Source organism: Bacteroides sp. GM023 (assembly GCF_014750685.1).
Lineage (GTDB): Bacteria > Bacteroidota > Bacteroidia > Bacteroidales > Bacteroidaceae > Bacteroides.
Map to the genome: position 1 here is coordinate 179,091 of NZ_JAAXGE010000003.1, position 22,711 is coordinate 201,801.

At 37.5% G+C, this 22,711-nt stretch carries 18 protein-coding genes; 16 read left to right on the forward strand and 2 right to left on the reverse strand.

Annotated features, from left to right (window positions below):
* Positions 1–61: 61 nt before the first annotated feature.
* From HC965_RS07275 to HC965_RS07325, 11 genes are all read left to right on the forward strand, one after another.
* The gene (locus HC965_RS07275) at positions 62–1,555 is read left to right on the forward strand and encodes an oligosaccharide flippase family protein (protein ID WP_191030877.1); all 1,494 of its coding nucleotides are present in this window, start codon (positions 62–64) and stop codon (positions 1,553–1,555) included.
* A gap of 5 nt (positions 1,556–1,560) precedes the next feature.
* Positions 1,561–2,757 carry a Coenzyme F420 hydrogenase/dehydrogenase, beta subunit C-terminal domain gene (locus tag HC965_RS07280; RefSeq protein ID WP_191030878.1) on the forward strand — a complete coding sequence of 399 codons (1,197 nt, stop codon included), beginning with the start codon at positions 1,561–1,563 and terminating at the stop codon, positions 2,755–2,757.
* 2 nt (positions 2,758–2,759) lie between these two features.
* Positions 2,760–3,809: a polysaccharide pyruvyl transferase family protein gene (locus tag HC965_RS07285; protein ID WP_191030879.1), complete on the forward strand. Its 1,050-nt coding sequence runs from the start codon at positions 2,760–2,762 to the stop codon at positions 3,807–3,809.
* On the forward strand, positions 3,809–5,059 hold the full coding sequence (locus HC965_RS07290; protein ID WP_191030880.1) for a hypothetical protein: 1,251 nt from the start codon (positions 3,809–3,811) through the stop codon (positions 5,057–5,059). The genes HC965_RS07285 and HC965_RS07290 overlap by 1 nt, the downstream gene beginning before the upstream one ends.
* Complete coding sequence (locus HC965_RS07295; protein WP_191030881.1) at positions 5,056–6,090, forward strand: glycosyltransferase; 1,035 nt, start codon at positions 5,056–5,058, stop codon at positions 6,088–6,090. The genes HC965_RS07290 and HC965_RS07295 overlap by 4 nt, the downstream gene beginning before the upstream one ends.
* Before the next feature lie 104 nt (positions 6,091–6,194).
* A complete protein-coding gene (locus HC965_RS07300; protein WP_191030882.1) occupies positions 6,195–7,244 on the forward strand; it encodes a glycosyltransferase family 4 protein in 1,050 nt (349 codons plus the stop codon).
* 139 nt (positions 7,245–7,383) lie between these two features.
* Positions 7,384–7,881 carry a serine O-acetyltransferase gene (locus HC965_RS07305; protein WP_223854767.1) on the forward strand — a complete coding sequence of 166 codons (498 nt, stop codon included), beginning with the start codon at positions 7,384–7,386 and terminating at the stop codon, positions 7,879–7,881.
* A 2-nt stretch (positions 7,882–7,883) separates the two neighbouring features.
* A complete protein-coding gene (locus HC965_RS07310) occupies positions 7,884–9,086 on the forward strand; it encodes a glycoside hydrolase family 88 protein (protein ID WP_191031393.1) in 1,203 nt (400 codons plus the stop codon).
* Entirely contained in the window at positions 9,068–9,775 is a 708-nt protein-coding gene (locus HC965_RS07315) for a WecB/TagA/CpsF family glycosyltransferase (protein WP_191030883.1), read from the forward strand. Before HC965_RS07310 ends, HC965_RS07315 begins: the two co-directional genes overlap by 19 nt.
* A 17-nt stretch (positions 9,776–9,792) precedes the next feature.
* Positions 9,793–10,593, forward strand: coding sequence for a polysaccharide biosynthesis/export family protein (locus HC965_RS07320; RefSeq protein WP_191031394.1), 801 nt, complete (start codon positions 9,793–9,795; stop codon positions 10,591–10,593).
* 9 nt (positions 10,594–10,602) lie between these two features.
* Positions 10,603–13,026, forward strand: coding sequence for a polysaccharide biosynthesis tyrosine autokinase (locus HC965_RS07325; RefSeq protein ID WP_191030884.1), 2,424 nt, complete (start codon positions 10,603–10,605; stop codon positions 13,024–13,026).
* 429 nt (positions 13,027–13,455) lie between these two features.
* Here HC965_RS07325 and HC965_RS07330 read toward each other — a convergent pair whose 3' ends face one another.
* Positions 13,456–15,549, reverse strand: a complete 2,094-nt coding sequence (locus HC965_RS07330) for a BT4734/BF3469 family protein (protein ID WP_191030885.1) — start codon at positions 15,547–15,549, stop codon at positions 13,456–13,458.
* Between the two features lie 341 nt (positions 15,550–15,890).
* Between HC965_RS07330 and HC965_RS07335 the strand changes: the two genes are divergently transcribed.
* Positions 15,891–16,514: an HU family DNA-binding protein gene (locus tag HC965_RS07335; protein ID WP_191030886.1), complete on the forward strand. Its 624-nt coding sequence runs from the start codon at positions 15,891–15,893 to the stop codon at positions 16,512–16,514.
* A gap of 398 nt (positions 16,515–16,912) precedes the next feature.
* Positions 16,913–17,959 carry a mannose-1-phosphate guanylyltransferase gene (locus tag HC965_RS07340; RefSeq protein ID WP_191030887.1) on the forward strand — a complete coding sequence of 349 codons (1,047 nt, stop codon included), beginning with the start codon at positions 16,913–16,915 and terminating at the stop codon, positions 17,957–17,959.
* Between the two features lie 3 nt (positions 17,960–17,962).
* On the opposite strand, the gene HC965_RS07345 is transcribed toward HC965_RS07340, so the two are convergent.
* Positions 17,963–18,859, reverse strand: coding sequence for a helix-turn-helix domain-containing protein (locus HC965_RS07345; protein ID WP_191030888.1), 897 nt, complete (start codon positions 18,857–18,859; stop codon positions 17,963–17,965).
* Positions 18,860–19,029: 170 nt separating this feature from the next.
* Here HC965_RS07345 and HC965_RS07350 point away from each other — a divergent pair, with 170 nt between their 5' ends.
* The 3 genes from HC965_RS07350 to HC965_RS07360 are packed head-to-tail and all read left to right on the forward strand — an operon-like array spanning position 19,030 to position 22,710.
* A complete protein-coding gene (locus tag HC965_RS07350) occupies positions 19,030–20,289 on the forward strand; it encodes a TolC family protein (RefSeq protein WP_191030889.1) in 1,260 nt (419 codons plus the stop codon).
* A gap of 15 nt (positions 20,290–20,304) precedes the next feature.
* Positions 20,305–21,219, forward strand: coding sequence for an HlyD family secretion protein (locus tag HC965_RS07355; RefSeq protein WP_191030890.1), 915 nt, complete (start codon positions 20,305–20,307; stop codon positions 21,217–21,219).
* A gap of 12 nt (positions 21,220–21,231) precedes the next feature.
* On the forward strand, positions 21,232–22,710 hold the full coding sequence (locus HC965_RS07360; RefSeq protein ID WP_191030891.1) for an ATP-binding cassette domain-containing protein: 1,479 nt from the start codon (positions 21,232–21,234) through the stop codon (positions 22,708–22,710).
* The last annotated feature ends 1 nt before the right edge of the window (position 22,711 follow it).

A 22,711-nucleotide genomic window follows, 5' to 3' on the forward strand; every position in this document is an offset into this window, starting at 1 on the left:
AATTCTATTTGCACAAATAAGGCTTAGAATAAATGTATAGTTAAGTGTTGTTTTAATAATAATGAACACGAGAATAGATAAAAAAAACACTAGTTTCAAGGAAATGGCCAAGTCTTCAGGTATTGTGGCTTTTGTGCAAATAGCTAAGATGATATTTGGTTTATTAAGGAATAAACTGATAGCACTAATGATAGGGGCATCTGGATTTGGAATTTGGAGCTTATATTATACTTTTATAGAAATGGTTTCAACATTCTCCGTATTCGGACTTGATCAAGGGGGCGTTCGCGAAATAGCAAAGTCAAGTAATGATAAAGAATCAATAGGAAAATGTATATATACCTTTGGATTAGCTATTTTGTTAATATCTTTTCTATCGGGCCTTATCGTTTTTATATTGGCAGAAAAAATAAGCTTATATCTATTCAATACGTTAGAATACATAAATGGCATACGCATTATCTCAGTAGTGGTGCTTGTATACGGGATCTCTAAAGGTGGATATGCAATTTTAAATGGTGTGCATGCTTTAAAATATTTAGCTATAAGTCAGATTATTAGTGCTATTGTAGGTTCTCTTTCTGCAATTTTATTGGTTTATTGGGGAGGGACATTAGGCATTCCGTATGCTTTAGCAACAGTTATTATATCTTCTGCTATAATGACCGTTTTCTATGTTAGAAAACTAAAAATCAAGATTGTAGTTCCAAAGAAAGCTGAATTTTATTTACGTATAAGGTCTTTGTTGTATTTGGGATTAGGATTTACTGTAGCTGGGCTTATATCATCTGTAATGACATTACAATCAAGAAGTTTTTTGAGCTCTCATTACAATATGGATGCTGTGGGAATATATCAAGCGAGTTGGACTATTTCAAATCTATATATAGGAATAATCTTATCTGCGATGGGAATAGATTTTATGCCTAGGTTAGCTAAAGTTTCTGATGATAATCAGGCTATGAATAAGCTAATTAATCAACAAATAGAATTTGGAGTGGCTTTGTCCTCTATAGGGATAACTTTTATCCTATTATTATCTCCTATAATTCTGCAGATTTTATATTCTTCAGAATTTATTGCGGGGAGTTCAATCATTAGGTGGCAAGTATTAGGCGTAGCTTTGAGAGTATTGGCTTTTCCATTTAGTTATTCCATTATGGCAAAAGGAAAATCTATTCAATATGCATTTATTCAAGTATTTTTTTGGACTGGGGATTATTTATTGCTTATGTTATTTTCTCATCTATGGGGATTTGATGCTTTAGGAATCAATTATTTTGTTGCATATTGCTTTTATTTAGCTTTCACTTATTGTGCATGTCGCTATAACCATAGTTTCGCTTTTAGTCGAAATTCATATCTCGTTATTTTGCTCTCGGCTATTTTTATTATTATAACTTTAGTAGTATGCTTCGGGATTAAGAGTTATTGGGTATATGTGGTCGGATGTTTCATATGGTTAATTCAATTTGCTCTTACTTATTTTTATGTGAAAGAAAAAATGGGGATTGATATTTTGCAGTTAGTTAGAAAAAGAATTTTAAAGAAATAGGTGAGATGAAGATTCAATTAGCGTCTCGATTTGAGTGTACAGGATGTATGGCATGTGCTGATGCTTGTGCTCATAAAGCAATAAATATTGTTATAGCAGATGATGGGCATTATTATCCGCGAATAGAAAAAAGTAAATGTATAGAATGTGGATTATGCATGAAGAGCTGCCCTATAATATCTGATTTTTCGTATGAAAGAGAAGATAAAATGTCTAGACCTTATGCGGCTTGGGCAAAAGACGATAAAATAAGGTCTAAAAGTTCTTCTGGAGGGGCTTTTGCTGCTATAGCTCAACAAATATTGCAAGAGGGAGGCATTGTTATAGGTGTTACTATTGAGAGTTCTATAGCTAAGCATATTGCTATTGAATCAATATGTGAATTATATAAGTTACAAGGCTCAAAATATCAACAAAGTAAGGCTGTAGGAATATATCAACAAGCTTTGTCGTATTTGAAAACAGGTAGAAAAGTTTTATTTTCTGGTACTGCTTGCCAAATAGCAGGATTATATGCTTTTCTTGGTAAACGAACTTTTAAGAATCTTGTAACAGTAGATTTAATTTGTGCAGGAGTACCATCACGTCTTCCTATTGATAAATTTTTGTGTCAAAAAGATTTTGTTGAAATAGTAAGTTATAGAGATAAGGTGGATGGTTGGGGAGGGTGTTGTTTAACAGTTCTCAATCAGAGTAGAAAGATGGTAAGAAAACCTTTGAATGGGGAGCTGGTGATTTCATCTTTTTCGTCATCATTGACAGATCGCTATTCCTGTTTTAATTGTAAATTTATTGGATTGTATCGTAAAGCTGATATAACTTTAGCTGATTTCTGGGGAGATAAAGACTTTAAGGAAGAACATAGAGCAGGTATTTCATTAGTTATCATTCATTCTTTGTTAGGAAAAAACTTAGTAAATACTTCAGATTTGAAGCTGTACGAGTCAACATGGGAAAAGTGTTTATTACATAATCCAAGACTTGTATATGGTAAAGTTTTAATGGCTAAATATAGATTGGAGCGTAGGCTATTAGGGTATTTTTGGGGACGAAAATCTTTATCTTTTTTGTTAGCTTTATATTGTGGTATTTATTCCAATAAGCTATGGTATCCATATAAAGTTTTTAAATATCTGGTATGGAAATATAATATGTATGTAATAAATAAGAAACTAACAGAATTTATATCTACATTAAAATAATTATGAAGGCTATTATATTGACTTTCTCAAAAGAAGATAATCGGGGAGCAAATTTACAGGCATATGCATTGTCTAGCTATTTGAAGAAAAATGGTTTTTCTGTTGATTTTTTAGATATTCAACTTCCCGGTAAAAAAATAAATTTTAAGGGAAGAATATTACAAAACGTGAATAAATATTTGGCAGGAAGATTTAGGAAGAAAAATGAATTTACATTTACTAAGAAATATTACACTTTAGATGAGTTAAAGTTGAATCCACCCAAAGCGGATTTATACATTGTAGGAAGCGATCAGGTTTGGAATACTGAAATAACTAATAGCTTAGATCCTAGAATTTATTTTCTGACTTTTCTCCCAGATAGGGTGCGTAAAATAGCATATGCGGCTAGTTTTGGAAGAAATAAATGGGCTATAACTGCTTTTGATTCTGAAATAAAGCAAAGTCTTCATACGTTTCATGCAATAAGTGTAAGAGAAGATAGTGGTATTATTATATGTAAAGAAAAATTTGATATTGATAATGTGGAATGCGTTTTAGATCCGACATTACTTTTGGATGACAAAAGTCTTGAATCACTATTGCCCAATAATCGGCTTGTGCGGAATCAAATTTTTGGATATTATTTGTATAGGAATGAATCAATCCATAATATGTCAATTCGCATATCAGAAATTCTTCATCTACCTTTTGAGAAAACTTTTAAAGCTAAAGGTGCATTTCGATTTTTTCATTTTTACGGTATTAAAACTTGGATAAAAAAAATCTGTCAGGCTGAATTTGTAATAACAAACTCTTTCCATTGTATGGTTTTCTGCATTCTATTAAGAAAGAGTTTTGTTGTATTGCCAACATTTCCAGGGAGAGAGATAAGGATGTTATCCTTATTGAGGAAAATAGGACTGGGTGAACGTTATTTTGATAATATAGAAGATATTGAAAAAAGACAAATAGTCTTATTTGAGAAAATTGATTATAATTTGGTTTTTAAATTGTTAGAGAAATACAGATCTAATTCCATTCAATTCCTTCAAAAAGCAATTACATTTTAATGGATATATTTCTGTTTCTAATTGGAGTTTATTTTTTGTTGAAGGGTAGATATGCTTATGTGCTATCTATTGTGGTTGTATTAACCACCAGTTACCTTCAGCTTCCGGTAAATAGCAAATATCTGAATGTTTTGTTTGTACATAATGTATCGGATTTCGGATTATTGCTGTATTTATGTTTTTTTGGAAAGCTAGCAAGAAAATATGGAATTACAACAAAGTTCGTAATAACAAAATATGTCAATATTTTTTTTCTGTTCATTCTTCTGAATGGAATTTATGATTATGCTAATGGAGTAAATATTGGCGACATAATAAAATATGAAAGGAATTGGGTATTATTGTCAATTGTTTATATTGTTCCTTTTGTAAAAGAAAAGGATATTCTTAAAAGTCTGAAAATTATATATAATATAACATTGTTATGTTGTTTGTTGTTGATTTTTCAAAGACTAACGGGGGTGGAATTAATAGAATTACGTTTTGATGCAGGACGTGGAACTAAACCTCCCAGTTATAGTATTTATTGTGCGGTTATGGCATTAATAAATATATGGAAGTTTAAACAAGGTAAGAGATTGCTTCATTCGTTGATATTCATTTTACCGATCATACTGAATCTAAAAATGACGTATGCGATTTCTGTTTTTGGAATATATATGTTATATGTATTGCTGGCTTCTAAATGGTCTTTCAAACGTAAACTGGTTGTTTCGATAGGTTTTGCTTCATTATCATTATTCTTTTTATTATCCTTTTCATCATTTACGGAGCGTTTTTTTAATATGACGCAGGAAGTGAGTACGATTAAAAATTATGAGACATCAGGAAATTTCTCTTATAGAATATTACATACTAGGGAGAGACTAGAATATATTTCTTCTGATCCAATGATGTTACTTCGTGGTATAGGATATGTTTCAGAGACAAATTTCAATCGTAATATTTTCACTTTAGGTACTTATGACTCTGATTCCAATACTTACGCTCAGTTAGATACTGGTGATATTGTTTGGTCGTTATTATTTGTACGACTCGGCTTATTAGGAACGTTGTTCTATTTATTGATATATTTTGCATTGATTCGTGTCTTTTATAGATATAGAGATAGAAATATCTTTAATGCTTATTGGTTTTCTTTGCTTATTGTTTTTTTAGTTTTTACTTCCTTGGGAAATGCATTGATTGGTTATGATAATTTCTTCTTATATCCAATATTATTTGCTAAGTTAAATTTTTATTTAAAATGAGAATAATACACTGTATATATAGTTTGAATACTGGAGGGGCTGAGACTCTTTTGATTGATATATTGAATGAACAGATCAAGAAAAATCAGGTTTTCTTAATAATAGTAAATGCTGTTTATGAATCTGATTTGCTCTCGAAAATAAATAAACAAGTTAAAGTTTTTTTTATTAATCGGTCTCCTTCTAGTAGATCTATATTTCCGTTACTTCAGTTTAATTATAGGTTATTATCTTTGCATCCTGATGCGATTCATGTGCATAGTACTTCCTTGGCTGCTGTAATGTTACCGTTTTTTCGTCATAAAATGTTTTTCACAGCTCATTGCATTGGTATTTCCAGCTTGCATTTTCATTGTTTTAAAAAGATTTATGCTATCTCTGATGCAGTTAAGAGAGATATTTTATCTAAAGGTGACTTTCCTGTTATTGTAATTCCTAATGGAATATCGGTGGGACAAATTTTGCGTAGGTCTAATTTGATGATTTCAGGTACTTTTAAAATAGTTCAGGTTGCTCGATTATATAGTGAGGTGAAAGGGCAAGATATATTAATCCAAGCAGTTACATTGTTGAAAAGACAGAGGCCGGATATTAATTTTCGAGTCGATTTTATAGGTGAAGGTATTTCCAGAGAAAGTTTGGAAACGCTTGTAATCAAAAATAAACTTGTGAAATGCGTTCGTTTTTTAGGACTTCGAGATAGAAATTATATTTATAGTCATTTAAAAGATTATGATTTGTTATGTCATCCTGCGCGAACTGAAGGGTTTGGTCTAACTGTAGCTGAAGCAATGGCTGCGAATTTACCAGTTTTAGTAGCAACGGGGGATGGACCTTTTGAAATTATAAAAGAGGGCGAACTTGGTTCGTTTTTTAAGAATTCTAGTGTTGAGGATTGTGCAAACAAGATAGCATTAGTTTATGATAGATACCAAGAAATGCTAGGTAAAACTAGTGGAGCTAGGAATTATGTCCAAGAGAAATATTCAATAGAAACCATGGCTCAACAGTATACTGAAAACTACAATTAATGTAAAGACAGAAGATTATTACTAATTTCATATTAAAATAATATTTCGATATTATATTAATATGAAATTCTAAATTGAGTACTAACAAATAACGGTCAACAAGAATGAGAATTTTAGTTAATACCCCTCGCTTGATTCCTCAAGGGGGGGTTGCAAATCATTATTTGGGTTTGCAGGATTATTGGACGGAACAAGTGTGTTATAATCCAATTGGGAAAAAAGGTAGTAAATCTGGAACAGGTATTTATCGGTTACCTTTAAATATACTTGTATTTATATTTAAGATATTCAAATATAGACCTGATGTTGTTTTGCTTAATCCTTCATTGTCAAAATCTGCAGTAATACGGGATATGATTTTTTTATCTATAACAAAACTCATGGGATGCAGGGTTGTGGTATTTTTTCATGGATTTGACAAATCTGAAATTTCTAAGATGAACACAAAATCATTGGCTAGAAGACTTAATAGGTGTAAATGTATCTTTGTTCTAGCTAAAGAATTTGCTAATATTCTGAAGTCTTGGGGAGTTACTGTTCCTATTGAGCTTACGACAACCAAGGTTGATGATAAACTGATTGAAAGTTTTGATATTAGAAGCAGAATAGGTGAAATTGAGACAATTTTATTTCTTGCAAGAATAACGGAAGAAAAAGGTGTTTTTATAGCATTGGATGCTTTCCAAAAATTGAAAGTTAAATATCCGCAGCTAAAGATGAGGGTAGTTGGAGATGGCCCAGCATTAGAAAAGGCAAAACGAAGATGTTTATCTATAGGTATTGATGATGTTACTTTTTTAGGGGCATTATCGGGAAATAGACTTGTGGAGGAGTATAAACATTCGGATTTATATTTGTTTCCGACTTTTCATTCGGAAGGTATGCCTACTTCGGTATTGGAAGCTATGGCTTTTGGTTTACCTGTGGTTACACGTCCCGTTGGTGGAGTTTGCGATTTCTTTCGAAATGGAGATATGGGGATGTTGGTAGATAGTTTGAATCCTGAAGATTTTGCAGCAGCTGTTGAATATATAATGGAAGATAAAAAAAGAATAGAAAAAATGTCACATATCAATTATGAATATGCAATTAATCATTTTCTGGCATCAAGAGTGGCAAAGCAAATAGAAAATATTCTAAGGAAAAACCTTTAATTCAGATGATTCCAGATACTAACATAGAAGATAATTGTGTAATAGGACTTCTATTCTTTACGAAAGGAAAATTTTAATTAAGAAGGTTCTAAATTGGTAATAATGTTTGGATTGAAAATATTGACTAAAATTTAATGATATGTTTGATTTGATGCTTCTTTATAGAATGGCTAATTGGTGTTATATACATCGGATACCAATTATACCATCCTTATGTAGACTTTGTATGTTCATGTTTCATGGTTCTCGGGTGCCCGCAAAAACTCAGATAGGTAAAGGTACTAAATTTACTGCTAGAGGGATGGGGGTTATAATGAATGGTGATGAAGTAATTGGTGAAAATTGCCAGATTGGTCATCATGTAAAGATGTTGCGTAAAAATCCATATAAGTATTGTGCCCATATCGGGAATAATGTTTATATCAGTTCAGGGGCTGTTTTAATGGGGAATGTGAGAATTGGTAATAATGTAATAATTGGAGCTAATTCTGTTGTTACTAAAAGTATACCTGACGGTTGTATTGTAGGTGGAATTCCTGCGAAAATAATAGGACATACAGCTGACCTGGATTATGATCTTTTTGCAAATTCTAGAGATAGAGATGGTTTTGCTGATTATATGGTTGAAAAGAAATGAGTATGCTTGATTCTTTTCGTTTATTACGTTCTTATTGTGAAAAAGAACAGTTTAGAGGATGGGATCCTTATGATGGACTGAATTCACGACTGTTTAATGCAATACCATTTTTGAAGGAATTGCCTTTATGTAGATTAATTGTAATTCAATGGTTTAAGCGTTCTCCTCTCAATTTGCGTTTATTAGCATTAGTCCCTAAAGAATATAACGCTAAGGGGATAGGACTTTTTTTACAAGGATATTGTAACTTGTATAAAGCGGTTTCTGTAAATCCAGATTTAGCAGATAAATTGGGAACAAGAGAAATCTTGCTAGAAAAAATTCAAAATCTGGCAAATTTGTTAATTTCTCTTCGCTCGAAAGGAGATTATAGTGGAGCTTGTTGGGGATATAATTTTGATTGGCAGGCACGTCGGTTGTTCTTATTTCCCAAATATACACCTACAGTAGTGGCAACAAATTTTTGTGCTACTGCTTTGATGGAAGCCTATGAAGTAACAGGAGAAAAGAAGTTTTTGGATGTGGCACTTTCAGCAGCAAACTTTGTTATGAATGATTTGCATCGGACTGATTTTAATGGAGGCTTTTTATTTTCGTATAGTCCTTTACAAGGTAATGATACTGTGTTTAATGCTTCGCTGTTGGGAGGTAAACTACTAGCTTATTGCTATCACTATACAAGGAATGAAGAATATAAGAATGCTGCAAGAAAGTCTGTAATAGCTTGTTGCAATGCTCAAAATGAAGACGGTGGGTGGGTATATGGAATGTTGCCTGTTCAATCGTGGATTGATAGTTTTCATACCGGATATAATTTGGATGGGCTAATTGCTTATGAAGAGCAGACTGGCGATGATTCATTTCATTTATATATTGAAAAAGGATTTGATTTTTATATCAAGAATTTTTTTGAAGAGAACGGTGCTCCTAAATATTATTATAATCGGATGTATCCGATAGATATTCATTGTCCAGGACAATTGCTAATTACCTTATATCGTTTGCATAAATTCGAACAATATAAGGAATTGGCAAGTAAGGTGGTAGAATGGACGATACAGAATATGCAAGATAGAAAGGGGTATTTTTACTATCAGCTAAAGAAAGGTATTAGTTCTAAGATTTCTTATATGCGTTGGAGCAATGCATTTATGTTTAACAGTTTAAGCTATTATATATTATCACAATGCAAGACAGTAGAATAACACTGAATGGTGTGAAGGTGCATCCATTCAAGGGTTTCACCGAACTATTAGATTATGTGCAGGGGCGTAAAGGTATTTTGGTCGCAATAAATGCGGAAAAAATACTCCATGCGACAGAGCAGACACGAGAGATTATCAATCGAAATATTGGTTATTGTGATGGTATCGGAGCAGTGATGGCTTTGGAAAAACATGGCTATAAAGATGTCGTAAAGATACCAGGATGTGAGTTATGGTTAAAAATAATAGGTTCTCTTTATAAAAAAGGAAAGAGCTTTTATTTGATAGGAAGCCAACAATCTGTGATTGGGAATACAGTAGTGAAATTGAAAGAAGAGTTTCCTGGCATTAATATTGTTAATTATCGGAATGGATATATTAGAACGGAAGAAGAGAAAAGACTGCTGATTACTGATATTGTAGAAAAGAAACCGGATGTGGTTTTCGTTGCAATGGGATCTCCTAAACAGGAATTGTTAATGGAGGAAATGTATCAACAACATGAGGCTATCTATCAAGGATTGGGAGGGAGTTTTGATGTATATACCGGAAATGTGAAGCGTGCACCAAAATGGTGGGTAGATCATAATTTGGAATTTGCTTATCGGTTAGTCAAACAACCTTCGCGTATCAAGCGACAAATTCATTTAGTTCGTTTTCTATTGATGGTGAAGTTAGGAATGATTTAATAATAAAAATAGATATGATGAGAAATATAGACGAAAAATTGTTTTGGTTAATATTGCCTTTTCTTTTGGTTGGATGCCAATCTTACAAGAGAGTTCCCTATTTGCAGGACTCCGAAATTATAAATCAGTCAATGCAACAGACGGAAATATATGATGCAAAGATTATGCCGAAAGATTTATTGACGATTGTAGTATCTTGTACAAGTCCCGAATTGGCAGCACCTTTTAATTTAACGGTAGCAAGTCCGGTGGGTATTGCTACTAGTAATATGAATACAACAGCTCAACCAACTTTACAGACTTATTTGGTTACTAATAATGGTACGGTAGACTTTCCGGTATTGGGTGAACTGAAACTTGGAGGAATGACAAAAAAAGAGGCTGAACAGTTGATTGTAGAAAAGTTGAAGCCATATATCAAAGAGACTCCTATAGTGACTGTTCGTATGGTAAATTATAAAATATCTGTAATAGGTGAGGTAACCCGGCCTGGAACATTTACTATTAATAATGAGAAAGTAAATTTGTTGGAAGCTTTGGCTATGGCTGGTGATATGACGGTTTGGGGACTTCGCGATAATGTGAAATTAATTCGTGAAAACGCCGATGGCAAACAGCAAATAATAACACTTGATCTTAATAAGGCGGAAACAATCCTTTCTCCTTATTATTGGTTGCAGCAAAATGACATTGTATATGTGACTCCTAATAAAGCAAAAGCCAGGAATTCAGATATTGGTAACAGTACAAGTCTTTGGTTTTCTGCAACTTCAATCATTGTATCTTTGGCAAGCTTGCTAGTAACAATCTTCAAATAATAAAAGTATATGATAGAGGAAAAAATAGAAAAACACGGAGAACATTCTGAGGAACAAGTAAATGTCCAGGAGATTCTTTTTCGCTATTTGATTCATTGGCCATGGTTTGTTGTTACAGTAGTAGTCTGTGTGATATTAGCTTGGACTTATTTACATATGGCGACTCCTGTTTATAATATTTCAGCTACCGTTCTTATAAAAGACGAAGAGAAAGGTGGTGGGGCTAGTATGGCATCCGAACTGGAGAGAATGGGGTTGGATGGTTTTGTTTCTTCATCAAAGAACGTGGATAATGAAATTGAAGTATTGCGCTCCAAATCATTAGCGCGGGAGGTGGTTGGCCACTTAAACTTATTTGTTACTTATATGGATGAAGATGAATTTCCTAAAAAAGAATTATATTGTACTTCTCCTGTGCAAGTGACTTTGACTCAACAAGAAGCAGAAAAACTTCAAAAACCCATGGAGGTGGCGATGACTCTATTTCCGACTGGAGCAATGGATGTACAAATTAAGGTAGGAGAGAACGAGTATCAGAAACGATTTGATAAACTCCCTGCTGTATTTCCAACTAATGAGGGGACATTAGCTTTTTTTGAGAATAAAGATACGTTGGCTGTAGTTTTACCGACTATAAAAGGAGAGGAACGTCATATTACTGCATTAATTAATAATCCTTTATCTGTGGCTAAGGAATACTGTAAAAATATGTCTATATCTCCGACATCGAAGACTACTTCAGTAGCAGTTATTTCTTTGAAGAACTCGAATACACAACGTGGAAAGGACTTCATCAATAAGTTGCTTGAGATGTACAATATCAATACCAATAACGACAAGAACGAAGTGGCGCAAAAGACTGCGGAATTTATAAATGAACGTATTGGTATTATTTCGAAGGAATTAGGAAGTACAGAACAGGATTTGGAAAACTTCAAGCGTAGTGCTGGTATTACTGACTTAACAAGTGAAGCTCAAATAGCATTAACGGGTAATGCAGAATATGAAAAGAAGCGTGTAGAAAATCAGACTCAAATTAATTTGGTGATGGACTTACAACGCTATATGAAAGGTAATGAGTATGAAGTGCTGCCAAGTAATATTGGACTAAGAGATGCTGCATCAGCTGGCGCAATAGATCGATATAATGAAATGTTGGTTGAAAGAAAACGTTTACTTCGTACATCAACTGAGAATAATCCGACAATTATTAATTTAGATACTAGTATTCGAGCAATGCGCAGCAATGTGCAGGCTACATTGGATGCTACATTGAAAGGATTGCAGATTACAAAAGACGATTTAGCTCGTGAAGCAAATCGTTACTCTCGTCGTATTAATGATGCACCTACCCAAGAACGTCAATTTGTTAGTATTGCCCGTCAACAGGAAATTAAGGCCGGGCTTTATCTGATGTTACTCCAAAAACGGGAAGAGAATGCCATAACCTTGGCTGCTACTGCTAATAATGCAAAGATTATTGATGAAGCATTGGCGGACGATAAACCTGTTTCTCCTAAAAAAATGATAATTTATTTGGCTGCATTAGTAGCAGGAATGGGGATTCCTGTTGGTGTTATTTACTTGATTGGATTAACTAAATTCAAGATTGAAGGCCGCGCTGATGTCGAAAAATTAACTTCACTTCCTGTAATTGGTGATGTTCCATTGGCTGATGAAAAGTCCGGTTCTATTGCGGTATTCGAGAATAAAAACAATCTAATGAGTGAGACTTTCCGAAATGTACGTACCAATCTTCAATTTATGCTTGAGAATGGTAAAAATGTAGTTTTGGTAACTTCCACTATTAGTGGTGAAGGTAAGTCTTTTGTATCCGCCAATTTAGCTATCAGTCTATCTTTATTAGGCAAAAAAGTAGTGATAGTCGGTCTTGATATTCGTAAGCCGGGATTGAATAGAGTGTTCAATCTTTCTAAGAAAGAACATGGTATTACTCAATATTTGACCAATACAACTACAAATTTGATGGATTTGGTACAGCCTTCTGATATAAACAAGAATCTGTTTATCCTTCCTGGTGGAACGGTTCCGCCTAATCCGACAGAGTTATTGGCTCGTGACGGATTGGAGAAAGCTATCGAAACATTGAAGAAGAATTTTGATTATGTGATATTGGATACGGCACCGGTAGGTATGGTTACTGATACTTTACTTATAGGACGTGTAGCTGATTTATCCGTATATGTATGTCGTGCAGATTACACCCGTAAGGCAGAGTTTACTTTGATTAATGAACTTGCTGAAAACAATAAATTACCTAATCTCTGTATCGCTATTAATGGTTTGGATTTGAAGCGAAGAAAATATGGCTATTATTACGGTTATGGTAAATACGGTAAGTACTATGGATATGGTAAACGTTACGGTTATGGCTACGGCTATGGCGAACAACACAATAATGATAAAGAATAACTGTCATTTATTGTTGTTTAGAAACCCCGAAAGATTTATCAGTCAATAAGACATAAAGCGCTAAAGTAAAGTGCTTTACCCCAAGTGAGATGAAATATGTAGGTCCCTAATCTTCATGCTACACACATGGAGAACCCTACATTTTGTAGGTCAGGAAATGTACAGCGGTATGTTCCTGATCCACGCCCTCATGTCGGCGAAAAGCCGGTGTGATTTCCATTTATATCAACTGTCTGTGAAGATCGTTGATATATTGAAATGACAATATTCAAACAGGGCATACGCTCAAATAAAAAATACGTTCACCAAAAATATTTTGAACGCAATTTGCTCCCATGCTACCACTATTTCATTCAAATGCCCTATCCATCAATGTTCCGGATATGGCAGCAAGAATGGTGGTAGAGTGGGAGCAACTTTTTGCCCTCATCATTCCGTCTTTACCAAATGATAAACTGTCCCCCAACTAGCCTTCCGGCTAGGAATATTCAGTTTCTGAAGCGCGCGGCCAAACGTGGCTACTTTGTTGATAGCCAACTTATCACGTGTCTTTGTCTGCAAATAATTCAAAATTTGCATGGACGTCATCCACTCGCTGGCCTCGCCTTCTTCTGCCGGACGGAGATAACAATGAAATAATTGTTCCAGCGGACTTGTCTGTTCGAATTCACGGTTCGTCTGTTTCAGAATCCGCTCATCCTCTTCGTTCAACCAGTATCGTTCACCTTTATAAATAGCATCCATTGCTTGGGCATAAAGCTGCTCGTAGTTAATGGTGACATTGGTGTTGATAGGCGCTGTCACCTCAATGCAGATGAAACGGCGGCTGCCACTGGGGTCGGTCAGCAAATCTTTCTGATTGCTTGTACCGATAAAAGAAGCATAGCGACGCATTTCACGGATAGTGTTGCCATATGGCTTGCGCAGGTTCGCAACCGGTTTTTGCAGTAAATGTTTCAGAAATCCCTGTTGGCTGACGTTGATTTGATCGAATTCATCAATATTAATTAAGAAAAAACGACCTAAATAACGTTCGGCTTCCTGCTTGCTTTTGAAGTCGATACTGTCTGTATAGCCGAAACGCAATTCCGGTGGCAGGATGATGCGGCAAAACGTTGATTTACGAAAACCCTGCGGACCGACAAGCAGAGGGGAAGTACTGTTTCCATGCTGTTTATCAACTCCACGCCAATGAGCCACCGTACTAAGGAACCAACGATAAAACAACTCCTGCCAGTATGGGTTATCGCAGGGAACCAAACTTGCCAATGCACGAATGCGGTCTTTCCCATCCCAATGACCAACTTCGTAAAGATACTCCTCAACGGGATTATACAAAGGGATATATTCTGAATTCAGAAAACGATCTACATCACGATCCCATACACTAATGCCTTCTTTCAAGGCGCAGATGGAGATACTGTTGCGAACACGTTTGTCTACAGGCTTAAAGCAAAAATGGATCGAATCACGCTGACGGTATTCCAAATCATCCAATACGGTGTTATAGCGGAACTCATAGCGACGGTTCATGAATTCTTCGAGTAGGAAAGCCGCTTCCTGTTCTCTGCTTAGGCTGCTTTTCTTGCCAAAACCTTTACATTCCTGATAAAGATTATGCAATTCCAAGCGTATCGTCTGTTCCTCTTCCTGATGGTAATAGTGGATAAGCGTTTGTCGTACAGCCTCTTCTTCGGGAATGCCTGCTTTGAAACAATGTTCGGCAAGATGCACAAGTAAAGGTTGCAGGGCATCCCCCCGTTTCCAGTCCTCCATTTCCTGAAATGCGCGGTTCAATGCAGCTTCAAAAATCTTAGTGAAAGTCTTTGCCGAGTCGTATCCCGGAGTCAATCGCATTAATGGATTCTTCTCACCCTGTTTCCGTTGTCGGAAAGTTTCTTCGCCCGGCATGGCAAGTGGCTGTTCCAGACAAAAAGGGACGGCATTGGGGTTATAGTAGGGCAATGCGTCCAGTGTCATGCGGCACTTTTGCGTCAATACCGGTTCTTTCAAGTTAATGGCGAAAGGGAACATAGGCTGATAACATTTCACTGCCAACCGATAAGCATGGACATGAAACAATTCAGCTTCCAGTTCCTTCGTCGGTAACCCTCTGTCGTCCGGCAGGGCAAAGCGTACCCATATCTTCACGCTGCGACCACTGGAGCCGCAAAAAGCTGCAAAAGTCTGCGGTAATAGTGCCGCCTGCTGTTTCACATATTCCATTTCGGACGGGTTGGCGAGTCGTTCTACTTCCAGTTGTACCAGTCCGTTATATTGTTTCATTTTTCGTTCGCCTTCTTTGGTACGGGTATATTCTACGGCGGAGTAGATGTACGGTAGTTTATCTATGTGTTCGTACTTCCCATATGTACCTTCCAGCATAGGTATGATATTTCGCAAAGCCGTGATGTGTCCCGACTTTGTTTCTGTCTTTATTTTTTCGAACAATGTATTTGTCTCACAAACGCTTAGAGTTTCTTTTCCACTCCCGTTATCTTGTCTGATTAATGTAATTTTCATCCTGTTTTTACCTGTTTTTTCTTTTAAAACGGCGTGCCGTTAAATCTCTGTAAAGGTACGCTATATTCTTGTTGAATGCAAGTAATTTTCTTAATAAATACTAGTGTTTTATTTGTATTCACCCTATTGTTTATGTATCTTTGCTAAGTAGTTATGAAGGGCTCACTACTGTGAATAAATAAGCTCTCATTTGTAGATAAATATGTCTACATACGTGAACGAATTTATTCACAATAGTGAGCCCTCGTTAAGCATTATACGTTAACAGAAGAATCATAGGGCGTTGATGCATTTACTATAAGAGATAACAGAATAATGACAGGTACTTAAAACATAAAATTATGGCAATATTATTTGATTGGTATGAAGACCCGAAACCTTCGGATAAACAGCAAGGGGAGAAAACGTTGCATCCGCGTATAAAATATAATGGTTCGATAGGAACAGACTTGGTTCGCCACCGTATTCAGGAACGTTGTTCGTTGACTGAAACTGACGTTACTGCTGTGCTCGATGCCCTTTCGCATATATTGGGGGAGGAATTGGCAGATGGAAAACAGGTGCATTTGGATGGTATCGGTTATTTTCGTCCCTGTCTGACTTCTACGGAACCCGTAACGATAGGTACGAAACGGAAAGCGACTAAAGTTAAACTGAAAGCCATCCAATTTCGCGCCGATCAGGCATTGAAAAATGAATTTGGCATTCTAAAGGTGCAGAGTCTCAAAGGAGGGTTGGATTTTAGTCAATTGACGAATGATGAGATAGACCGTCAACTGACAGGGTACTTCAAAACACATCAATTCATGAGAAGAAATGACTTTCAAAGTCTCTGCGGAATGGCAAGAAGCACTGCAATGCGTCACATCAGGCGTTTGCGTGATGAAGGAAAGCTAAAAAATGAAGGTAGTATGATGCAGCCGATATATGTGCCGGGAAGTGGGTATTATGGTAGTAATGAGTGAATTATGATACAATTGCATAAGTCTGCATAGTGAGGGCAACTGTTTGCTACCACTCTGCTACCATAGTTACTACCATAGGTGTAACCACGATGAATAAGCGGTTTGAATGGTTAGTGGGAGCATGGGAGCAAAATCATCAATAACATTTATTTGTTGTTGCTCTTGATGGCGAATCCCCAGGGTATTTATATTATAAGTAAAGAGATGAATTGCCATTAGATAATTATCGAATGTTATCTAATGGCGATTTTTATATGCAATTGAGTCAAATCGGCTGAAATTTTAAATAATAGTTTATATTTGCCACCAATTCATGCTAAAAGCGCCCTGTTTCCTTGTCTTTTAGGATATTTTGGAGTAAATTGCGCAATTATTTTTAAAACTGGAGAATAACAGGTATGGATAATCATGTTGTGATAATGGCTGGCGGTATTGGCAGCCGTTTTTGGCCGATGAGTACACCGGAATGTCCAAAACAATTTATTGATGTAATGGGATGTGGACGGTCACTGATTCAGTTGACCGCTGATCGTTTTGACGGTGTTTGCCCGAAAGAAAATATGTGGGTGGTAACTTCTGAAAAGTATATAGATATTGTTCGGGAGCAGTTGCCGGAGATGCCGGAGAGTAATATTTTGGCGGAACCTTGCGCACGGAACACCGCACCTTGCATTGCTTATGCCTGCTGGAAAATCAAAAAGAAACATCCGAATGCAAATATCGTAGTGACTCCTTCGGATGCATTGGTTATCGATACGGGAGAATTTCGCAGGGTAGTGGAGAAGGCTCTTCGCTTTACGAATGATAGCAGCGCTATTGTTACATTAGGTATCAGGCCGACTCGTCCGGAGACGGGATATGGATACATTGCTGCCGGAGATCAGATAACGACGGATAAGGAAATCTTCACAGTAGACGCATTCAAGGAAAAACCGGATAAGGAGACTGCGGAGAAATATTTGGCAGAAGGAAATTTCTTCTGGAATGCCGGAATTTTTGTTTGGAATGTACGTACCATCACTTCAGTGATGCGTGTATATGCTCCGGGCATTGCACAGATTTTCGACCGTATCTTCCCGGATTTCTATACGGAGAAAGAGGGCGAAACGATTAAAAAACTGTTCCCGACTTGCGAAAGTATCTCTATCGACTATGCAGTGATGGAGAAGGCGCAGGAAATCTATGTGTTGCCTGCTTCTTTCGGCTGGTCGGATTTGGGTACGTGGGGAGCGCTTCATGGACTGCTGCCACATGATAAATCAGGAAATGCTACGGTGGGAACTGACATCCGTTTGTATGACAGTAAGAACTGCATTGTGCACACCAGTGAAGAAAAACGGGTGGTAGTGCAAGGACTGGATGGATACATCATTGCTGAGAAAGATAATACGTTGCTGATCTGTAAACTGGAAGAAGAACAACGTATCAAGGAATTCTCGAAATAAGAGTTATTTCGAGTTCTGATATTCATGTGGTGTCATTCCCGCCATCCGTTTGAAAAACTTGCAGAAAAAAGAAGGATTAGGGAAATTCAACTCATCAGAAATTTGATAAACAAGCAGGTTGCTATGTTTTAGCAATACTTTAGCTTCTAGTATAATGGACTGGTTTATCCAGTCCATTACTGTTTGTTGACTGGCTTGCCGGACGACTGTATTCAGGTAACGCGGGGTGAGGCATAGTTTGTCTGCGTAGAAACTGACATTGCGCTCTTTCTTGCTATAAGTATTGACGAGGGAAATAAAGCGTTGGAAGATTTCTTCCTGACGTGTCTGGCAGGACTGTTCTTTTTGATTATTATTTTGAGCGAGGTATTCTATATTACACAGGAGACTGGTCAGTAAATGTTGCATGGTTTCGCGGTGAAAAGCCGGTTCCTGCAATATATCCCACATTAGGGCGAAATAACTTAGAAATTGCTTGTTCTTCTGTGGTGTCAGAGATAGTATGATATTTTTCTGTAATTGCGAGAGGTGGGTGAAAAAGTCATCTTTTCCGGATAAAAGGAGAAAATCGTTATCCATAGCTACCATTTGCATGTCGAAATCGGGAGAAACTTCTGTAATCTGAAGAATGGAGTTCGGGACAATCAATAGCAGTTTGTTAGGTTCAAACGTTTGTTCGATCAGATTAATGAGTACGCGTGCGCATCCTTGTTTGATAATTGCGACACGTCCTTCTTTTATACGATAAGGCTGATCCAGCACGATGAGACTGGATTTTAATTTAGCGAAGCTGTTCACAAAACCGAAATGCGGGGATATGAAGCGGAATTCATTATACTGCACAATATCCGGATTATCTAATATATCAAGACCTATGTTTAAAGGAGTTTTCTTTTCCATTTCTATCTGTTTTTTCCGGTAAAGATAATAAAAAGCCCCCAATAACCTCTTTTTCTTTAGTCTTATCGAACTATCGGAACATATTTACCAACTCATAGAATGTGAACGTATCTCCGAAAGGCCTATCTTTGTCCTTTGAAGAAATCGAAGAATTTAAAGTAATGATGCGTATGAAAAGAATGATTTTCAGTTTCTCCTTTTTATTGTTTGTATCGGGCATGTATGGGCAAATTACGTTGGAAGAATGTCAACGAAAAACGCAGGATAATTATCCGCTGGTACATCAATATGGTTTGGTGGAGAAAACAAAGGAATATAGTTTGGAAAATGCAGCCAGGGGATATTTACCTCAATTGGCTCTTTCTGCCAAAGCTTCTTATCAGAGTGAAGTGACGGAAATCCCTGTGAAAATTCCCGGAGTGGATATAAAAGGTTTGCCTAAAGACCAGTATCAAGTTGTGTTGGAATTGCAACAGAAGATTTGGGATGGTGGCGGAATCCGTATGCAGAAGAAACAGACAACGGCGGAAGCTGACATAGAGAAAGAAAAACTGAATGTGGATATGTATGCACTGAACAGTCGTGTGAATGATTTGTATTTCGGAATCTTGTTGTTGGACGAGCAATTGCGACAAAATGCATTGTTGCAGGATGAACTGGAACGGAATTATCGTCAGATTACTGCTTATGTAGAAAATGGAATAGCCAATCAGGCGGATTTGGATGCAGTGAAAGTGGAGCAACTGAATACCCGTCAGAAGAGAGTGGACCTTGTTTCTTCACGTGTTGCGTATTTGAAAATGCTTTCACTGTTGGTGGGAGAAGAACTAACACTGGAGACTACTTTAGAGAAGCCCGTTCCATCGAATGAGGTTTCGGCTATCAGTGAAATACGCCGACCGGAATTGTCTCTGTTTGATGCACAGGGAGCTGGATTGCAAGTTCAGGAGAAAGCGCTTAATGTGCGCCATCTTCCGCAATTCGGATTGTTTGTACAGGGGGCTTATGGAAATCCGGGACTGGATATGCTGAAAAACGAATTCTCTCCTTATTATATAGCGGGTGTACGGCTTTCGTGGAATTTCGGTAGCTTGTATACGTTGAAGAATGACCGTCGGGTGATTGAAAATAAGCGTCAGCAATTGAATAATAACCGGGATGTGTTTCTTTTCAATACGCGGTTACAAATAACACAACAGGATCAGGCAATCCGTTCGTTGGAGAAACAGATGCAGGATGATAGCGAGATTATCCGTTTGCGTACCAATATCCGTAAAGCGGCAGAGGCAAAAGTGGCTAATGGAACATTGACTGTGACCGAGATGCTTCGGGAGTTGACTAATGAGAGCCTGGCACGTCAGTCGAAAGCCCTGCATGAGATTCAGCGGTTGATGGGTATTTATCAATTGAAATATACTACGAATTATTAAATAACTTCTCTGAATATGAAAGGAATAACAAAGATAGGAATGTGGGGGATGGCATTGATAATGTTGTCTGCCTGTGGAAATGGAACACCTGATTATGATGCTACCGGTACGTTTGAAGCTACGGAAGTCATTGTTTCTGCCGAAGCTGCGGGAAAATTACTGAAGTTGGATATAGAGGAAGGAACAAGATTGAAAGCAGGTGAGGAAGTGGGGTTGGTTGATACGGTACAGTTGTATTTGAAGAAGTTGCAACTGGAAGCCAGTATGAAGTCTGTGGAAAGTCAGCGTCCTGATCTTGCCAAGCAGATTGCTGCTACCAAACAGCAGATTGCTACGGCCGAACGCGAAAAGAAGCGAGTGGAGAATTTGCTTGCTGCGGGTGCAGCCAATCAGAAACAGTTGGACGACTGGGATGCACAAGTCAAACTGCTCGAAAGACAGCTTACAGCGCAGGAATCATCCTTGCTGAACAGTACGAATAGTCTGACAGAACAGGGAAATTCGGTGGCTATACAAGTGGCACAGGTGGAAGACCAGTTGGATAAATGTCATATCCAGTCACCTATTGAAGGTACGGTGCTCGCTAAATATGCGGAAGCCGGTGAACTGGCATCTGTCGGCAGGCCGTTGTTTAAGGTGGCAGAAACGGATGGAATGTACCTGCGGGCTTATATCACTTCCGAACAGTTGTCACAGGTGAAGTTGGGAGATAAAGTGACTGTTTATGCCGATTATGGAAATTCGGAACAGAAAGCCTATCCGGGCGTGATTACTTGGATTTCCGATCGTTCGGAATTCACTCCCAAGACTATTCTGACAAAAAATGAACGTGCTAATTTGGTCTATGCGGTGAAGATAGCTGTGAAGAATGACGGAGCGCTGAAGATAGGCATGTATGGTGGAGTGAAAATGAAAGTTGAGAACCAATAAGAAGGAATTTAGATGAAAGGGGCGGATGAAAGAGAACCCATAGTGGTTGTGGAAGAAGTCAGCAAAAGTTATGGAAAGGTGGAAGCACTGAAAGGAGTTTCTTTTGCGGTGGAGCAGGGAGAAATCTTCGGACTGATTGGACCTGACGGTGCGGGAAAGAGTACCTTGTTTCGTATCCTGACTACTCTATTACTGGCTGATAAGGGTACGGCAACTATCGGCGGATTGGATGTGGCTTCAGACTACAAGCAGATTCGTACACGGGTAGGATATATGCCCGGCCGCTTTTCGCTCTATCAGGATCTTTCGGTAGAAGAAAATTTGGAATTTTTCGCAACGGTATTCCATACGACTATTCAGGAAAATTATGATTTAATCAAGGATATTTATCAGCAGATAGAACCGTTCAAGAAGAGAAGGGCAGGAGCCTTGTCGGGTGGTATGAAACAGAAGCTGGCATTAAGTTGCGCATTGATTCATAAACCGGATATTTTATTTTTGGATGAGCCTACTACCGGTGTAGATCCTGTGTCGCGTAAAGAGTTTTGGCAAATGCTCAGGAATTTGCGGCAGCAGGGAATTACGATTATCGTTTCGACTCCTATTATGGACGAAGCCCGTCAGTGTGACCGGATTGCTTTCATCAATCATGGACAGATTCATGGCATTGATACACCTGAACGTATTCTCCAACAATTCGCTTCTATCCTTTGTCCGCCTTCGTTGGAACGGGAGGAAGTACGGCATGAGATGACGCCTGTGATTGAAGTAGACCGGCTGACAAAATGTTTCGGGAATTTTACGGCAGTAGACCATATATCCTTCCAGGTGAACCGGGGAGAAATCTTTGGCTTTCTGGGTGCTAACGGAGCAGGGAAAACAACCGCTATGCGTATGCTTTGCGGATTGAGCAAGCCGACATCGGGTGTGGGGAAAGTTGCGGGATATGATATTTTCCGGGAAGCTGAACAGGTGAAGAAGCATATCGGATATATGAGTCAGAAGTTCTCTTTATACGAAGATTTGAAAGTATGGGAGAACATTCGCTTGTTTGCCGGAATCTATGGAATGAAAGAACAGGAGATAGAACGAAAGACCGAAGAACTGTTGGAACGTTTGGGATTCTCTGACGAACGGGATACTTTAGTGAAGAGCCTGCCTTTGGGATGGAAACAGAAATTGGCCTTTTCGGTTTCAATCTTTCACGAACCAAGAATCGTTTTCCTGGATGAACCTACGGGTGGTGTGGATCCTGCCACACGAAGGCAGTTTTGGGAGTTGATTTATCAGGCTGCCGACCAGGGAATCACGGTTTTTGTGACTACGCATTATATGGATGAAGCGGAATACTGTAACCGGATTTCTATCATGGTGGATGGGCAGATTAAAGCGCTTGATACACCTGTTCGTCTGAAGCAGCAATTCGGAGTGGAAACGATGGATGATGTTTTCCAAAAAATAGCCCGCGATGCGGTGCGTAAAGCAGATTGAT

Bases quoted from the DNA above. Each gene is read 5' to 3' on its own strand.
- HC965_RS07350 (WP_191030889.1), top strand. From the start codon at position 19,030: ATGAAAAGAATGATTTTCAGTTTCTCCTTTTTATTGTTTGTATCGGGC.
- HC965_RS07320 (WP_191031394.1), top strand. From the start codon at position 9,793: ATGAGAAATATAGACGAAAAATTGTTTTGGTTAATATTGCCTTTTCTT.
- HC965_RS07360 (WP_191030891.1), top strand. From the start codon at position 21,232: ATGAAAGGGGCGGATGAAAGAGAACCCATAGTGGTTGTGGAAGAAGTC.
- HC965_RS07290 (WP_191030880.1), top strand. From the start codon at position 3,809: ATGGATATATTTCTGTTTCTAATTGGAGTTTATTTTTTGTTGAAGGGT.
- HC965_RS07325 (WP_191030884.1), top strand. From the start codon at position 10,603: ATGATAGAGGAAAAAATAGAAAAACACGGAGAACATTCTGAGGAACAA.
- HC965_RS07285 (WP_191030879.1), top strand. From the start codon at position 2,760: ATGAAGGCTATTATATTGACTTTCTCAAAAGAAGATAATCGGGGAGCA.
- HC965_RS07300 (WP_191030882.1), top strand. From the start codon at position 6,195: ATGAGAATTTTAGTTAATACCCCTCGCTTGATTCCTCAAGGGGGGGTT.
- HC965_RS07310 (WP_191031393.1), top strand. From the start codon at position 7,884: ATGCTTGATTCTTTTCGTTTATTACGTTCTTATTGTGAAAAAGAACAG.
- HC965_RS07315 (WP_191030883.1), top strand. From the start codon at position 9,068: ATGCAAGACAGTAGAATAACACTGAATGGTGTGAAGGTGCATCCATTC.
- HC965_RS07335 (WP_191030886.1), top strand. From the start codon at position 15,891: ATGGCAATATTATTTGATTGGTATGAAGACCCGAAACCTTCGGATAAA.
- HC965_RS07355 (WP_191030890.1), top strand. From the start codon at position 20,305: ATGAAAGGAATAACAAAGATAGGAATGTGGGGGATGGCATTGATAATG.
- HC965_RS07280 (WP_191030878.1), top strand. From the start codon at position 1,561: ATGAAGATTCAATTAGCGTCTCGATTTGAGTGTACAGGATGTATGGCA.
- HC965_RS07330 (WP_191030885.1), bottom strand. From the start codon at position 15,549: ATGAAAATTACATTAATCAGACAAGATAACGGGAGTGGAAAAGAAACT.
- HC965_RS07345 (WP_191030888.1), bottom strand. From the start codon at position 18,859: ATGGAAAAGAAAACTCCTTTAAACATAGGTCTTGATATATTAGATAAT.
- HC965_RS07275 (WP_191030877.1), top strand. From the start codon at position 62: ATGAACACGAGAATAGATAAAAAAAACACTAGTTTCAAGGAAATGGCC.
- HC965_RS07295 (WP_191030881.1), top strand. From the start codon at position 5,056: ATGAGAATAATACACTGTATATATAGTTTGAATACTGGAGGGGCTGAG.
- HC965_RS07340 (WP_191030887.1), top strand. From the start codon at position 16,913: ATGGATAATCATGTTGTGATAATGGCTGGCGGTATTGGCAGCCGTTTT.
- HC965_RS07305 (WP_223854767.1), top strand. From the start codon at position 7,384: ATGTTTGATTTGATGCTTCTTTATAGAATGGCTAATTGGTGTTATATA.